Source organism: Pseudoalteromonas sp. SCSIO 43088 (assembly GCF_023650795.1).
Taxonomy (GTDB): domain Bacteria; phylum Pseudomonadota; class Gammaproteobacteria; order Enterobacterales; family Alteromonadaceae; genus Pseudoalteromonas; species Pseudoalteromonas shioyasakiensis.
This window is the reverse complement of sequence record NZ_CP072675.1, coordinates 388,045-401,361: the sequence shown is the minus strand read 5'-3', so window position 1 is coordinate 401,361 and position 13,317 is coordinate 388,045. Positions and strand designations below refer to the sequence as shown.

The window sequence follows — 13,317 nt, the reverse complement described above, 5'->3', positions numbered from 1 at the left end:
GTACATGAAAACGAATTCAATCAGACCATTGCGCTTCTCTAACTCGATTTTCTTAATTTTACTTTTTCTTACTCAAGCAGTTTTGGCTGAGCAGCAACCTGTACTGAAATACAATGTAACCGGCTCTGGGAACTACTATCCTTACTATATTGATGATAAAAGCAATCCAGGGATCCTTCCTGAAATTATCAAACAAGTTATGCTGCTTGCTGATATTCAAGTGCAGCATGTCGAGCTTCCTGCAAAACGAACCGTTAAATACCTTCACCAAGGACATATCGATTTTGATGTCATAAGCCCCGAATGGCTGAGCCAGACAGAAAAACAAAATCCACAGTTTAGTTACTCAAACACCCTGTTTGCCGTTGAAGAGTATCTAGTGAGCTTAAAAAGCTCTGTGGCTCAATGGCAGCAACTCAACAGTATTCGTAATCAACCCGTAGGGACTGTTTTAGGCTATTACTATTATGACGATAACCGCTTTAAACGGGTTGATTTTCACTCTGAGCAACAACTCATTCAGGCGTTAAAAATGCAACGAATTGAGGTCGTCATAATTGATAAACTGCCAGCATTATATTGGGCTGAGCAATTTGATGCAGATATCAGCTTTGGTGCATTACATTCGCTAGGTAATCTAAAAATTCGCCTGCGCAGTGAGCATCAATCATTGTTACCAAAAATAAATACAGCAATCAAAGAATTTAAAAATTCTGGCCGCTTAGATGCCATAATCAATAAATACACAAAAAGCATACCCCTACAATAATTAGGGATATTCCGCTTTGGACCTGCTTTTGCTATAATGCGCGCTGTTTTTCTTACCTTGTTAACTAAAAGAGCCTCCTATGAGCATTGAACAAGCCCTAATCGAACGCAGTAATAACCAATGTGAACTTTGCACTAATACAGACAATCTATCTGTTTACGAAGTGCCACCTGTTACAGAGGCTCATTCTGATAAATGCATTTACGTTTGCCAAACCTGTAAAGATCAAATTGAAAATAATGCTGATTTAACTGCAAACCACTGGCATTGCTTGAACGACAGCATGTGGAGTCAAACACCGGCTGTACAAGTTGTGGCTTATCGCATGTTGAAGCGTTTAGCTGCTGATAACGGTTGGGCACAAGACGCACTCGATATGATTTATCTTGAAGAAGACACGTTAAAATGGGCGCAAACAGCCCTAGCTGAAGATGACGATATTAAACACATCGACAGTAATGGTGTTGTGCTACAAGCAGGTGACACTGTGACACTTATAAAAGATCTTGATGTGAAAGGCAGCAGCCTTGTTGCTAAGCGTGGCACAGCAGTAAGAAACATTGGCTTAACGAGCAACCCAGAACATATTGAAGGCCGTGTTGATGGTCAACGCATTGTTATTCTAACCAAATACGTGAAAAAATAACGAGCACTCAATTTGCTTTTTAAAGCGAATCCGTAATTAAGAAAATGGGCCAAGTGCCCATTTTTTGTTAATTAAGCTATGATTAAGTCAGCGAACTTTATGCTTATTCAATTACAAAGACGCATAACCCTAAAACGCAAGGAAACAATCATGGCTTCGGATACCATCTCATCTTTCAAACGCGCTTCTCTATGCAGTTTAATGATCTTAGGGAGCAGCTTAGTATTAACAGGTTGTGGTGAAGACTCTGCCGCACCACAAGCTGAGCAATCAACAATGAAAACCCTCAATACTCAGGTTATTTATTTAGACCGCAGCATGCTGCCACCGGGTTCAGTATTAAAAGTACAACTTGCTGATGTATCAAAAATGGATGCCAAAGCAGAGGTTATCAGCGAACAAGAAATTGAATTAAATGGTGCGCCACCATATAACGTGGCACTTGAGTATGACGAAAGCAAAATTGCTGACCGTCACCGCTATAGTGTGAGTGCACGCATTGAGAATCAAGGTAAATTACTTTACATCAGCACCACTCACAATAATCCATTTGCCGAAGATGCGACGGATGATGTGTACAAGGTGACAGTGACAAAAGTATCAGCGAAAAAGCCAGACGTGACATTGACCAATACGTATTGGAAAGCAGTTACCATCAGCGGTGAGGCTATCACCGTTGAAAATAAAGAACCTTTCGTACAGTTTAAAGACGATGGTTCAACCAATGGTCACTTAGGATGTAATAACTTCTCAGGTAGTTACGAGGTTAACGAGCAGACGCTTACATTCAACCCATTAGCAAGCACCAAAAAAATGTGTGTATCACAAATGGATATTGAAGCGGCCATGTCTGCAGCACTTGCGGCAACAGCTAAGTACTCTATCAATGGTGAACAGTTAACCTTGTTAGATGATAGTGATGAGCCACTTGCGACCTTCGCAGCGACTTATATGAATTAACAACAGTTAAATAAAAAAACGCCCAGCAATTGCTGGGCGTTTTTGTATTGGAGAAATTATTCTTCAACTAACTGTTCACTGCGATAAAAACCACTGCTATCGCTTAGTAATGAAACAAGCTCTGGTAATACCGCATCCATTGTTTGCTTTAGTTTCCATGGCGGGTTGATCACTATCATACCCGATGCTGTCATACCGTGAACGTCGGTGTCTGCCTCTGTTGCAAGCTCGAAAAGCTGAATGTTACGCATACCCGATGCGATTAAACCCGCTTCCATTCTGTCAATTCGCTCACGATCTACAACCGGATACCAAATCATGTACGTTCCAGTTGCAAAGCGTTTATGCGCCTTAACAAGAGTGTTAACAACCGTATCGTAGTCGTTTTTAATTTCGTATGGAGGGTCAATAAGCACACAAGCTCGACGTGATGCTGGTGGTAATAAACCAATTAAGCCTTGAAAGCCGTTTTCACCACGTACGCGAATAGAACGCTTACCTTTCATGTTGTCTTGCAGTAACTGTAAGTCACGAGGATGCAACTCAAAGAACCAACCGTTATCTTGGCGACGTAAAAAGTGCTCTGCAATTTTTGGCGAACCAGGGTAAAAATCTAAATTACCATTTGAGTTAAATGATTTAATCAGCTCAATATACTCATTAAGTGCATTGTGTTCACTGTTATGCTGCCAAAGCTTAGCAATCCCATCTAAATACTCTTGTGTTTTTTGTGCATCACTGCCTGCAAGTTCAAAAAAGCCAGCACCTGAGTGGGTGTCCACATAATCAAGCGGTTTGTCTTTAATTGTTTGGTATTTAAGAACTTCAGCTAGAACAAGATGTTTTAGAACATCAGCAGGGTTACCTGCATGAAAAGAGTGTCGATAACTAAGCATATTTATAAGTCGCCAAATGCAAAACTGCATTAAAAATGAATAGCCATATTGTACATGATAAACAGAAAATGATCCTAGCATCTGGCGTTTTGGTGAATCATAAATGAATAAAAAAGCCGCTACGCTGAATTACACCTTAATAATAAATAAAAATCCTCTAAAACGGCCGTAAATGCTGGCATATCAAGACACTTTCCTTTACATTTGCATGACAATAATCACAGTTTTATGAGCGCATTTATGAATAACGAAACTCTTTCCCAACTCGAACAACTGATCGACAAGTTAATTCTTCGCAACAGTGAACTTGAAAGCGAAGTTAAAAGCTTACAAGAGCAAAACTCTAAGCTTTTAGATGAGAACGAAACTCTGCAATTAGAAGTACTAGAAAACGAAGAGAAACAAAAAGATACAAGCAGCACACTAACTGGCCTGCTTGAGAAATTACAAAGCGTTCAACAGGCTAGCTAATGAGCGGCCCACAAAGTCAGCGGGTCACCGTAGAGCTACTAGGTAAAGAACATGAGTTCTCTTGCCCACCTGGGCAAGAACGATGAAATGGTCTCCTCCCTTTCGGCATCGCAATGTGCCAAACTTGGAATTGAACGATTCAAGTAATAAAGCGAGGAGACCGAGATGAATATTACAACAGTTGGATTAGATTTAGCAAAGAATGTGAGTCATGTGGTTTGCTGTAATCAAGTAGGGAAAATTGTTAAGAAAAAAATCCTGAGAAGAAAAGAAATACTGAATTATTTTGCTCAACTAGATGATTGCCTAGTTGGAGTCGAGTCATGTGCCAGTGCACATTACTGGGCAAGAGAACTCGAAAAACTGGGGCATCGGGTAAAACAAATAGCGCCTCAACACGTAAAGGCTTATGTCAGAGGTAACAAAACAGATTTTAATGATGCATTAGCCATAGCCGAAGCTGTTGTGCGACCAGAAATGCGTTTTGTTAGAACAAAAACCCAAACCCAACAAGATATTCAATCGCTGCATGTACTACGCAAGAAATGTGAGCGAGACAGAACAGCGAATAGTAATGAAATACGAGGCTTATTGTATGAGTATGGGATTGTCATTCCATTGGGAGTACATAATGTTTATAAGGCCTTGCCTGAGTTATACGATAGAGAAGCAAATAATGGGTTGAGTGAGTTGTTCAAGGAATTATTGGAACAACACTATAAAAAGTTGTCAGAGCTTAAAGCGCACCTGGATGTTTATACTCAAAAAATCCATGACTTAAGTAAAGATGATGCCTGTGTTCGATTACAGAGTATTCCGGGTATTGGCCCATTGATTGCCAGTGCGTTTTATCAACATGTGGGCAATGGCAGTGAATTTAACAATGGACGAGCGGTATCAGCTTCCATAGGTTTAGTTCCGAGGCAACATAGTTCCGGCGGTAAACAAAATTTACTGGGTATCAGTAAACGGGGCGATGGGTATTTAAGAACCTTATTGATACACGGTGCCAGAGCCGTTATGCGAGTCAGTGCGAACAAAGATACGCCACTGGCAAAATGGATAAAGCGAATAGAGCAAACGCGAGGCAGGAACAAAGCTGCGGTTGCGCTTGCCAATAAGTTAGCTCGCGTTGGTTGGGCGATATTAAAACACGGCGGTCGTTACAACGATGATTTGGTAACGGCTTAACAATGAATAACGAGTTCACTTCAGAGGATTGCTGAATAAACATCAAGTGATGACAAACAGGTAAAACCGACATATCGAAAACCTGATAGGGCGTGTGAGTTTGATAAACTCGTGTCAACGATAAGGACGATATGTGCGAAGTTCATCGAGGCTCGAAACCAAAGTGTTTCAATTAAGAAGCCGGATATACGAACGCAAACCTATCCCTGTCAAAACTCATTGTTTATTCTTGCAATGTTGGAGGAGACCATATACACGCCCTAGTTGCTGCTGCACAAAATTTGAATGACTTAGTGGAGCAAATGAAACAACGCTCATCGGTTCGCAATGACCAAAAAGCGTTGCTGATGGCAGCATTACATTTAAGTCATGAATTGCTTGAAGTTAAATCTCAACAAGCAGAACAAGAGCAACAACATGACAGCTTAATAGATAAGCTCAGCCAGCACCTTAGTATTTAGAAAAAAGCGCATCCTGCGCTTTTTTTGTTTACAATCAATTCTACTAACCACTATCAGAGCGAAACACTATGCGATTTTGTGCTTTTTTGATCTGTCTTTTCGTAAGCTATAGCGCCCAAGCAAGCGTTAGATGGCATAGCATCACTCCCGAAATCCAATTTCTACAACAACAAAATAAACTGCGTTTTTACGATTCGAATCAAGTGCTGATTGAAGGTAAAGAATGCGCATTAATGTTTGATGCCAGTGGTAACTTTGCCGAAGTAGAAAAGCTCGCAGTGCAGTTAAAAAAACGCTTAAAAACACCATTATGTTATTTAGTAGCGAGCCATTATCATGATGATCACCTGCTAGGCTTGGCCGTTTTACAGGCTGAGTTCCCTGAAGCTAAGCTTATTGTGCATCAGCAAGTAGCAACTGAGTTTGTAGCGATGCAGCAAGCATTGACAGATAAATTAGATGGTTATGAAAAAAGTATTGAATTGAGCTATCAACGCCTTGCCAATCAACCTGAAGATCAACAAGCTATTTGGCGCGACAAACTAGAACTTGCTAAAAAACGCTTATTTCGCTGGCGAGAGCTCACCTTAAAGCCACCAGCGATTAGCATTACTGAACCAACACAGCTAGACCTTGGTAATTACCCTATCGTTATTACACCGTATCAAGCGCACACTAAGGGCGATCTCACTTTAAGTGCAGATCAAGGTCGCGTGCTGTTAGGTGGCGATATAGTCGACAGCTTACCCTATCCTGGGCATGGTACATTTTCTAGCTGGATAACCACGCTGCAAGGTATCCAAAAAAATACCACACTGACAACAATTTTACCGGGTCACGGTAAGCCACTGACACCTGCTGAACTTGCACTCCCTTTAAGGTTTTTAAAAACCATTCAAGAGATGACAAATTCCTCGCCAGATAAACCAGTGAGTGAATTAATTCCGCTTTTTCCTGCAGAGGTTAAACAGCAATACCAGCTTGATGAAGTGGGCGAAAGAGCGCTTTCTATGTTTCTAGAAGCTGGACTTAAACAAAGCAAATTGTCAAAATAGGGCTAAAATAGTAAAAGGATTTTATTATATGGCTCAAGTAAGTTTGAAATATTTACTTTTGCTGAGCTTGTTTATTGGCTTACAAGGATGCCAAGTAACTCAGCAAGAAACAGAACAACAACGGGCAAGGCCGGAGATTTTTAGCCATTATGAGCCCGATTTAACAACCCAACAAGCACCTAGTGAGTTTGTCGATTCAACAGCTGTTGAACCACGTCCTGTTGCTGCGCCCATAGCAGTCAATAATACCCCGCTAGCAAAGCCTCGCTCGAAAGATCTATGGCAGCATATCGCCAACAATTTAACGCTGGTATTTCAAACCAATAAACATACATCTGCACGAGTAAAATGGTATTTAAAACAGCCCAATTACCTGATTAAAGTAAATAAACGTGCGGCACCTTATTTGTATCATATCGTCACACGTATCGAGCAACAGAAGCTACCGATGGAGCTGGCCCTATTACCCTTTGTTGAAAGTGATTTTAGACCAACAATACGATCATCAGAGCAAGCCGTTGGTGTTTGGCAGTTAGTCGGCGCAACGGCTTATCATTTTGGTGTGCAAAGCGACCAATGGTATGACGGCCGCCAAGACATACTCGCTTCAACCGATGCCGCTTTAGCTTATTTAAGTTACTTACATAAACGCTTTGATGGTGACTGGCTGCATGCCCTTGCAGCCTATAACAGTGGTGAAGGACGCGTTAAAAAAGCTATCGAAAAAAATAAAAAGCTTGGCAAGAAAACTGACTATTGGTCATTATCACTACCAAAAGAAACCGCTGAATATATACCTAAACTTTTGGCACTTAGCTATTTACTAAAGCATCCTGAACAAGGCTTAAAGCGCCCTAAATTAGCGAATAAAGCACTCACCACAGAATTTGATGTTGGCCAGCAATTTGATTTTTCGGTGATCGCTAACTTATCTGGCGTGGGGCATAACCAGCTCCACAAATTAAACCCAGGATATTTAAAAAACCAAAGCTCGCCAAATGGTCCACATACTCTGCTTTTACCTATGGAGCGCCGCACCTTGTTGCAAAGTAAGCTTTTTCGCAACAACTTTGCCGGTGAGTATATAGTGCAAAAAGACGATACCCTTTATGGCATTGCCAGACGCTTTAATATGTCTGTAAAGGATCTGAAAGCGCTTAATAGTAAAACAAGTAACCTGATTAAGGTCGGTGAACAATTGCGCTTATCACAGCCCCAAACCATGCCGGAATCACTTATGGTTGATTACAATATCAGCCCTTACCTTGAACAGCATGAGGAAGTTATCGCAACCATTGCGGTTGATTACCTAGTCAAACCAGGTGATTCAATTTGGAGTATCAGTCAGCTATACGACGTGCCTCATAAAGACGTCGCAACGTGGAATAAACTCAGTGCCACTAGCATTTTAAAACCAGGCACCATTTTGACATTGCACCTACCGCAAGCAAAACCCGCTGAGCCGCAAGTACCAGCCAGCGAAGCCATATTGTCAGGCATTGAAAGCTCGTTGAAAAAGCCTTGATTGCTCACTCTTTGTGGTTAGCGTAAAATCAGCGCCTATATTTAAATTCTTAAGAGAAATAACATGCAGATCAGTAAAGACGCAGCGGTTGAGTTTCACTACACACTTAGTGAAGCAGGCGAGCAAATCGAATCAAGTAAAGATGGCGAGCCACTTTCATATATCCATGGCACTGAAGGCATGCTTCCTGGTCTTGAAAAAGCCCTTGAAGGTAAATCGGCTGGCGATAACTTTAGCGTAACACTTGAGCCTAGCGAGTCTTACGGCGAGCGCGTTGATAACCTTATCCAACGTATTCCACTTAAGCACTTACAAGGTAACACAAAAGTGTGGAAGCCAGGTATGACTGCAATCGTTCATTCAAACCAAGGTCGCCACCAAGTGACTATCGTTAAAGTGGGCCGTTTCAATGCCGATTGTGACTTAAACCACCCATTTGCTGGTAAAACACTAACGTTTGATGTTGAAGTGATTAATGTTCGCCAAGCAACTGCCGAAGAATTATCACACGGCCACGTGCACGGTGAAGGCGGTTGTGGCCACAGCCACTAAGGGTAAATGATGACAAACGTTGCAATTGTCACTGGTGGCAGTAAAGGTATTGGCAAAGCTATTGTTGAGCGTTTAGAGCGTGAGGCCTACACAGTATATAACTTAGATATCACCCCGTCTGAGGGCAACTATCGCCACTGTGATGTTAGTGATGTTCAGCAGGTGAAGTCAGTTATCGCCGAAATTATTGCCGAGACGGGCCGCGTTGATGCCTTAATTTCTAATGCGGGTCGTCATTTAAGTGCCAGCATCGAAAATACCGATGAAGCAACGTTTGATGCCCTGTTTGCGCTCAATGTGAAAGGTGCCTATGCAGCAATTCAAGCTGTATTACCTAGCATGAAAAGCCAGCAAGGCGGCAGTGTTGTATTGGTTGCCTCTGATCAGGCAATCATTGGCAAACCAAACTCGTTTGCTTATAACCTTACCAAACATGCGCTAGCTTCAATGGCAAAAACGACAGCACTCGATTATGCCGCGTTTAACATTCGTGCTAATGCGGTTTGTCCGGGTACGATAGAAACACCACTGTTTCATAATGCGATTGATGCATATTGTCAGCGCAGTGGTGCCAACAAAGCAGAAATTGTTGCTGAAGAAGCCGCACTGCAACCGCTAGGCCGTTTAGGGCAACCAGAAGAAATTGCAGCTTTGGTGAATTTTTTAATAAGCCCAGAAGCAAGCTTTATAACTGGTAGCTTACAAAGCATTGATGGTGGATACACCACGCAATGAGCGACAAAATTATTGACCCACATGTGCACTTTTTTAACCTCACTGAGGGTCAATACACTTGGCTACAAGGTAACAATCCCCTCGCTTGGCCAAATCTAGATAAAATAAAAAAACAAATTACTGCTTCAGAGCTTAAAGCCGCTTGCCCATTTCAACTAGAAGCGCTGGTGCATATTGAAGCTGGCTTTGATAACCAAGCGCCAGTGAATGAGCTTAATTGGCTTGCAACGCATTTAAATGACATTCCCTATCGCGCAATCAGCTACAGCGCGATTGACGCATCTAGCAAACACTTTGAAGCGTCACTCAATGAGTTAAAGCACTCATCTTTGGTTGGTATTCGCGATATAACCGAAGGTGATGAAGCAAAGCGCTTATTAACTCCTCAGTGCCGAGATAACCTAGCCATGCTCGCAAGCGAAAACTTACACTTTGAAGCACAGTTTGAAATTGAAAACATGCAGGTAACCGAGCAGCTTATTAAATATTGCACCGCACTGCCCTCATTACGTGTGGTAATTAATCATTTAGGCTTTATTAGTAATGAGCAAAGATGGCTCGAAGCAATCATTAAACTCAGCCGCTGCGATAATATCGCGATAAAGTTCTCAGGGTTAGAGTTCACGCAAATAGCAGTAAACAAACATCTTTGGCTGGTTAATAATTTAGTTAAGTACTTTGGTGAACATCGAGTGATGTTTGCCAGTAATTTCCCTGTTTGCCAAATAAATACCAGTTACACAAACTGCTGGCAGCACTATCACTCACTGTGCTCGCAGTCGAGTTTATGGCATAAACTAAGCTATAAAAACGCCCGCAAAATCTATCTAATTGCTTAAAAACTAGCTATATTCAGGTCAGTAAAGCTGTTTAGGTTGGTGTTATGTTTGTTCATTTTAAAAAGCCTTTAGCTGCTGTAGCAGTTACGTGTTCGCTTATCATTGCAGGCTGTGGTGGTTCTGGTAGCTCAGAGTCAGGGACTATCGATGCTGCTGATATCACATGGACTGAAGGTGTATTTGAGCCATCAAGTAAGTTTGACCAACAATGCCAAGCACTTAATGAAAAGCACTGGCTACGCGCTTGGAGTCACGAAACCTACCTTTGGTATGACGAAATTGTTGATCGCGACCCTGCATTGACTGACGGTGTTTTAAATTACTTTGCCTTATTAAAAACCCAAAACACCACTGATTCAGGTGCAAATAAAGATAACTTTCATGCCAGCTTGCCAACTGACGAGTGGCAAGCTCAGAGCCAATCAGGGCAGTCTTTTGGTTATGGCTTTAAACTTAAGTTAATCAGTGCCAGCGCCCCTCGCCAAGGGATTATCAGCTACACAGAACCTAACTCACCGGCTGCAAACCTCAATCTGAGCCGAGGCTTAGAAGTCATTGAAGTGGATGGCGTTGACTTTGTTAATGCCAGCACCCAAGCTGAGGTTGATGTATTAAATGCAGGCCTCTTTCCATCAGAGTCTGGCAAGGTGACCTCTTTTGTATTCAAAGACATTAATACCAGCGAAATTCGCGAAGTCACTATGACTGCACAAACTATTACAAGCCAAGCAGTTAGCAACATAAAGACCTTCGCCAATGGTGAAGTAGGCTACTTTCAGTTTAATCGCCATAATGCTGTAGCAGAAAAACCCTTATACGATGCCTTTAATGATTTAGCTGCAAGTAACGTTAAAGATTTAATTATTGATATGCGCTATAACCCAGGTGGATTCCTGCAAATGGCCAGCCAAGTTGCTTACATGGTAGCAGGTGAAAGCAACACCACAGGTAAAATCTTCGAGCGCACTATTTTTAATGATCAGCATCCAACGTTTAACCCAATCACTGGCGATCGCTTAGAGCCTGTTTATTTTACTGATGAGTTTTTAGGCTTTGCCGAAAACCCAGCTGTCAGCCCAGGAACCCCATTGCCTTCGTTGAACCTAGAACGTGTTTTTGTGCTGACAACAGGCAGCACCTGCTCAGCTAGTGAGGCAGTGATTAATGGCCTACGGGGTGCTGATATCGAGGTAATTCAAATAGGCGAAACAACCTGTGGCAAACCCTATGGTTACTACCCAACTGATAACTGTGATACTACGTATTTCAGCATTCAGTTTACCGGTGTCAATAATAAGGAATTTGGTGAATATGCAGATGGCTTTGCACCACAAAACAGCAACGATAGCGAGTTTCAACCTGTAATGATCCCAGGCTGCGCTGTGGCTGACGACTTCACTCATCAATTAGGCGATGAAAGTGAAGCTATGCTAAGTACAGCGCTTAGCTATCGTGAGACTGGCCGCTGCCCTGCCGCCACTTCAACGATTAGTGAACAAGGGTTTGCACCGGCTATTTTTACAGACACACCGAAAGTGCTTGATACCCGTACTTCTACCTTGCTTCAGCAAAGTAAAATTTTAGAGCAGTAGGAACCTTAATGAGAGCCCAACTAACTAGTCTATTACTGTTATCGGCACTGCTAGGCTGTAGTGCTCAAAGCCAAGAGCCAACACCGAAACTGCAGCATGCGCGGTTAACTGAGCCACAAAGTGAGCTAATAGCAAAAGGCATTGCCAGATTAATGCATAGCAAGCCAATCGCAGTTGCCAATGATGCGTTTATAAATAGCAGCGTGTTAGTCACAGATAGTATGAGTGTTGTAGATGCTCAGGGTAACCCGATGATGGGTAAACAGCTAGCTATGCCTGAGCGCTTTGAATTATTAATCAAAAATAAAATGTGTTTTGTGCGCCATTTAGATAGTAAAGCGACCGAGCCACTGCCTTTGGTAAAATGTAAACCGATAAACTAACCTAAACTAAAAAGCAGATATAAAAAAAGCCCTTACGGGCTTTTTTTAAAATATATTAGTGAGTATTACTTAATCTCAACACGTTGAGAACGCATAACAACTTCATCATTTAATTCAATACCGATACCTGGCTCTTCTGATACTTGGAAAAAACCATTTTTAGGTTGTGGATCTTGAATACATAACTCACGGTTCCATTTTTTAATCGCATAGGTGTGATGTTCGTGAATTAAGAAGTTAGGAATCGCAGTTTCTAAGTGTAACGAAGCTGCAGTTGCTACTGGACCGCCACACACGTGAGCTTGAATACGCACATCAAAGATATCTGCATAATCACACACTTTTTTAGTTTCAGTGAAACCACCACACAGGCCTAAGTCTGGCTGTAGCACATCAATACTTTGATCTTCTAAGTATGGACGCACACCCCAGCGGTTATACAAACGCTCACCACCTGCAATTGGCACCGCTACTTTGTCAGCAACTTTTGCATGTAATGAATGATTTAAGTAATTCACAGGCTCTTCGTAATACATACAATCGAACTCTTCAGCAATTTCACCAATTTGAATTGCTGATGTTGCGCCAGGTAAACTGTGACATTCAAAAATAATGTCAACTTCGTCACCGACTGCTTCACGAATAGCCTGCATACGCGCGCGATATAATTTCATTTCTGCACGAGAAATAATGTTAGTGCGATCGTAATAAGTATTGCCGTTTTTATCGTACTGGATTGGGTCAACTTTTACCGCATCATACCCTTCAGCCATCGCCTTAAGCGCTGCTTCTGCGTATTCTTCTGGGTGAACAAGCGCTTTAAATTCGCTGTCCCAGTCAAACTGTAATTGTGATGCATAAGTACGCAGCTTATCGTTAACTTTACCACCTAATAGCTGGTAAACAGGCAAGCCTAATGCTTTACCTTTAATATCCCAAAGTGCAATATCAATGGCGCTCATTGCTGCATATACAACAGGACCACCACCTAAACCCCAAAAGCTTTCGCGTAGCATTCGAGACCACAGTTTTTCTGTTTGAAATGGGTCATGACCAATTAAAAAGGCATCAGCCATTTCTTTAATCATTGCCGCAGCTGCACTATGACCTAAATCATAAGCCAGACCCGCTTCACCCACACCGCTAATACCTTCATCGGTGTGAATACGCACAAAAACAGGTGTCCAAGCAGGTCTGTCTGGACAATGAATATCGAACACTTCGACGCGATTAACTTTCATG

At 42.0% G+C, this 13,317-nt stretch carries 15 protein-coding genes and 1 pseudogene; 14 read left to right on the top strand and 2 right to left on the bottom strand.

The window, feature by feature from the left end:
• The first annotated feature begins 4 nt into the window (after nt 1-4).
• The 3 genes from J8Z28_RS01970 to J8Z28_RS01960 all read left to right on the top strand — a co-directional run bounded on the left by J8Z28_RS01970 (nt 5) and on the right by J8Z28_RS01960 (nt 2,375).
• The gene (locus tag J8Z28_RS01970; RefSeq protein ID WP_250659792.1) at nt 5-769 is read left to right on the top strand and encodes a substrate-binding periplasmic protein; all 765 of its coding nucleotides are present in this window, start codon (nt 5-7) and stop codon (nt 767-769) included.
• Nucleotides 770-848: 79 nt separating this feature from the next.
• Nucleotides 849-1,415, top strand: a complete 567-nt coding sequence (locus J8Z28_RS01965; protein WP_054563514.1) for a PhnA domain-containing protein — start codon at nt 849-851, stop codon at nt 1,413-1,415.
• A gap of 150 nt (nt 1,416-1,565) precedes the next feature.
• Nucleotides 1,566-2,375 carry an META domain-containing protein gene (locus J8Z28_RS01960; protein ID WP_055198962.1) on the top strand — a complete coding sequence of 270 codons (810 nt, stop codon included), beginning with the start codon at nt 1,566-1,568 and terminating at the stop codon, nt 2,373-2,375.
• 56 nt (nt 2,376-2,431) lie between these two features.
• On the opposite strand, the gene J8Z28_RS01955 is transcribed toward J8Z28_RS01960, so the two are convergent.
• Entirely contained in the window at nt 2,432-3,271 is an 840-nt protein-coding gene (locus tag J8Z28_RS01955) for a 23S rRNA (adenine(2030)-N(6))-methyltransferase RlmJ (protein ID WP_054563512.1), read from the bottom strand.
• 240 nt (nt 3,272-3,511) lie between these two features.
• On the opposite strand from J8Z28_RS01955, the gene J8Z28_RS01950 reads away from it, so the two are divergent.
• From J8Z28_RS01950 to J8Z28_RS01900, 11 genes and pseudogenes are all read left to right on the top strand, one after another.
• Nucleotides 3,512-3,742, top strand: a complete 231-nt coding sequence (locus J8Z28_RS01950) for a cell division protein ZapB (protein WP_054563591.1) — start codon at nt 3,512-3,514, stop codon at nt 3,740-3,742.
• Nucleotides 3,742-3,822 (top strand): annotated as a pseudogene (locus tag J8Z28_RS01945) (cell division protein ZapA); the annotation flags it as partial. The gene J8Z28_RS01950 and the pseudogene J8Z28_RS01945, both read left to right, overlap by 1 nt.
• 85 nt (nt 3,823-3,907) lie before the next feature.
• The gene (locus J8Z28_RS01940; RefSeq protein ID WP_250659740.1) at nt 3,908-4,933 is read left to right on the top strand and encodes an IS110 family RNA-guided transposase; all 1,026 of its coding nucleotides are present in this window, start codon (nt 3,908-3,910) and stop codon (nt 4,931-4,933) included.
• Nucleotides 4,934-5,139: 206 nt separating this feature from the next.
• On the top strand, nt 5,140-5,394 hold the full coding sequence (locus tag J8Z28_RS01935) for a cell division protein ZapA (RefSeq protein WP_250660366.1): 255 nt from the start codon (nt 5,140-5,142) through the stop codon (nt 5,392-5,394).
• A 68-nt stretch (nt 5,395-5,462) separates the two neighbouring features.
• The gene (locus J8Z28_RS01930; protein WP_250659791.1) at nt 5,463-6,449 is read left to right on the top strand and encodes an MBL fold metallo-hydrolase; all 987 of its coding nucleotides are present in this window, start codon (nt 5,463-5,465) and stop codon (nt 6,447-6,449) included.
• 28 nt (nt 6,450-6,477) lie between these two features.
• Nucleotides 6,478-7,974 carry a LysM peptidoglycan-binding domain-containing protein gene (locus J8Z28_RS01925; protein WP_250659790.1) on the top strand — a complete coding sequence of 499 codons (1,497 nt, stop codon included), beginning with the start codon at nt 6,478-6,480 and terminating at the stop codon, nt 7,972-7,974.
• Nucleotides 7,975-8,037: 63 nt separating this feature from the next.
• Nucleotides 8,038-8,526 carry an FKBP-type peptidyl-prolyl cis-trans isomerase gene (locus J8Z28_RS01920; protein WP_054563509.1) on the top strand — a complete coding sequence of 163 codons (489 nt, stop codon included), beginning with the start codon at nt 8,038-8,040 and terminating at the stop codon, nt 8,524-8,526.
• Between the two features lie 9 nt (nt 8,527-8,535).
• On the top strand, nt 8,536-9,261 hold the full coding sequence (locus tag J8Z28_RS01915) for an SDR family NAD(P)-dependent oxidoreductase (protein WP_054563508.1): 726 nt from the start codon (nt 8,536-8,538) through the stop codon (nt 9,259-9,261).
• Nucleotides 9,258-10,100 carry an amidohydrolase family protein gene (locus tag J8Z28_RS01910; RefSeq protein ID WP_250659789.1) on the top strand — a complete coding sequence of 281 codons (843 nt, stop codon included), beginning with the start codon at nt 9,258-9,260 and terminating at the stop codon, nt 10,098-10,100. Before J8Z28_RS01915 ends, J8Z28_RS01910 begins: the two co-directional genes overlap by 4 nt.
• Nucleotides 10,101-10,144: 44 nt before the next feature.
• Nucleotides 10,145-11,692, top strand: a complete 1,548-nt coding sequence (locus tag J8Z28_RS01905; protein ID WP_250659788.1) for a S41 family peptidase — start codon at nt 10,145-10,147, stop codon at nt 11,690-11,692.
• Nucleotides 11,693-11,700: 8 nt separating this feature from the next.
• Nucleotides 11,701-12,075, top strand: a complete 375-nt coding sequence (locus J8Z28_RS01900) for a hypothetical protein (RefSeq protein WP_250659787.1) — start codon at nt 11,701-11,703, stop codon at nt 12,073-12,075.
• Nucleotides 12,076-12,140: 65 nt separating this feature from the next.
• On the opposite strand, the gene J8Z28_RS01895 is transcribed toward J8Z28_RS01900, so the two are convergent.
• Nucleotides 12,141-13,316 (bottom strand): mandelate racemase/muconate lactonizing enzyme family protein, encoded by a 1,176-nt coding sequence (locus tag J8Z28_RS01895; protein WP_250659786.1) that lies wholly within the window; start codon nt 13,314-13,316, stop codon nt 12,141-12,143.
• Between the last annotated feature and the right edge of the window lies 1 nt (nt 13,317).

Bases quoted from the DNA above. Each gene is read 5' to 3' on its own strand.
- J8Z28_RS01970 (WP_250659792.1), top strand. From the start codon at position 5: ATGAAAACGAATTCAATCAGACCATTGCGCTTCTCTAACTCGATTTTC.
- J8Z28_RS01950 (WP_054563591.1), top strand. From the start codon at position 3,512: ATGAATAACGAAACTCTTTCCCAACTCGAACAACTGATCGACAAGTTA.
- J8Z28_RS01955 (WP_054563512.1), bottom strand. From the start codon at position 3,271: ATGCTTAGTTATCGACACTCTTTTCATGCAGGTAACCCTGCTGATGTT.
- J8Z28_RS01920 (WP_054563509.1), top strand. From the start codon at position 8,038: ATGCAGATCAGTAAAGACGCAGCGGTTGAGTTTCACTACACACTTAGT.
- J8Z28_RS01930 (WP_250659791.1), top strand. From the start codon at position 5,463: ATGCGATTTTGTGCTTTTTTGATCTGTCTTTTCGTAAGCTATAGCGCC.
- J8Z28_RS01895 (WP_250659786.1), bottom strand. From the start codon at position 13,316: ATGAAAGTTAATCGCGTCGAAGTGTTCGATATTCATTGTCCAGACAGA.
- J8Z28_RS01925 (WP_250659790.1), top strand. From the start codon at position 6,478: ATGGCTCAAGTAAGTTTGAAATATTTACTTTTGCTGAGCTTGTTTATT.
- J8Z28_RS01965 (WP_054563514.1), top strand. From the start codon at position 849: ATGAGCATTGAACAAGCCCTAATCGAACGCAGTAATAACCAATGTGAA.
- J8Z28_RS01960 (WP_055198962.1), top strand. From the start codon at position 1,566: ATGGCTTCGGATACCATCTCATCTTTCAAACGCGCTTCTCTATGCAGT.
- J8Z28_RS01905 (WP_250659788.1), top strand. From the start codon at position 10,145: ATGTTTGTTCATTTTAAAAAGCCTTTAGCTGCTGTAGCAGTTACGTGT.
- J8Z28_RS01900 (WP_250659787.1), top strand. From the start codon at position 11,701: ATGAGAGCCCAACTAACTAGTCTATTACTGTTATCGGCACTGCTAGGC.
- J8Z28_RS01915 (WP_054563508.1), top strand. From the start codon at position 8,536: ATGACAAACGTTGCAATTGTCACTGGTGGCAGTAAAGGTATTGGCAAA.
- J8Z28_RS01910 (WP_250659789.1), top strand. From the start codon at position 9,258: ATGAGCGACAAAATTATTGACCCACATGTGCACTTTTTTAACCTCACT.
- J8Z28_RS01940 (WP_250659740.1), top strand. From the start codon at position 3,908: ATGAATATTACAACAGTTGGATTAGATTTAGCAAAGAATGTGAGTCAT.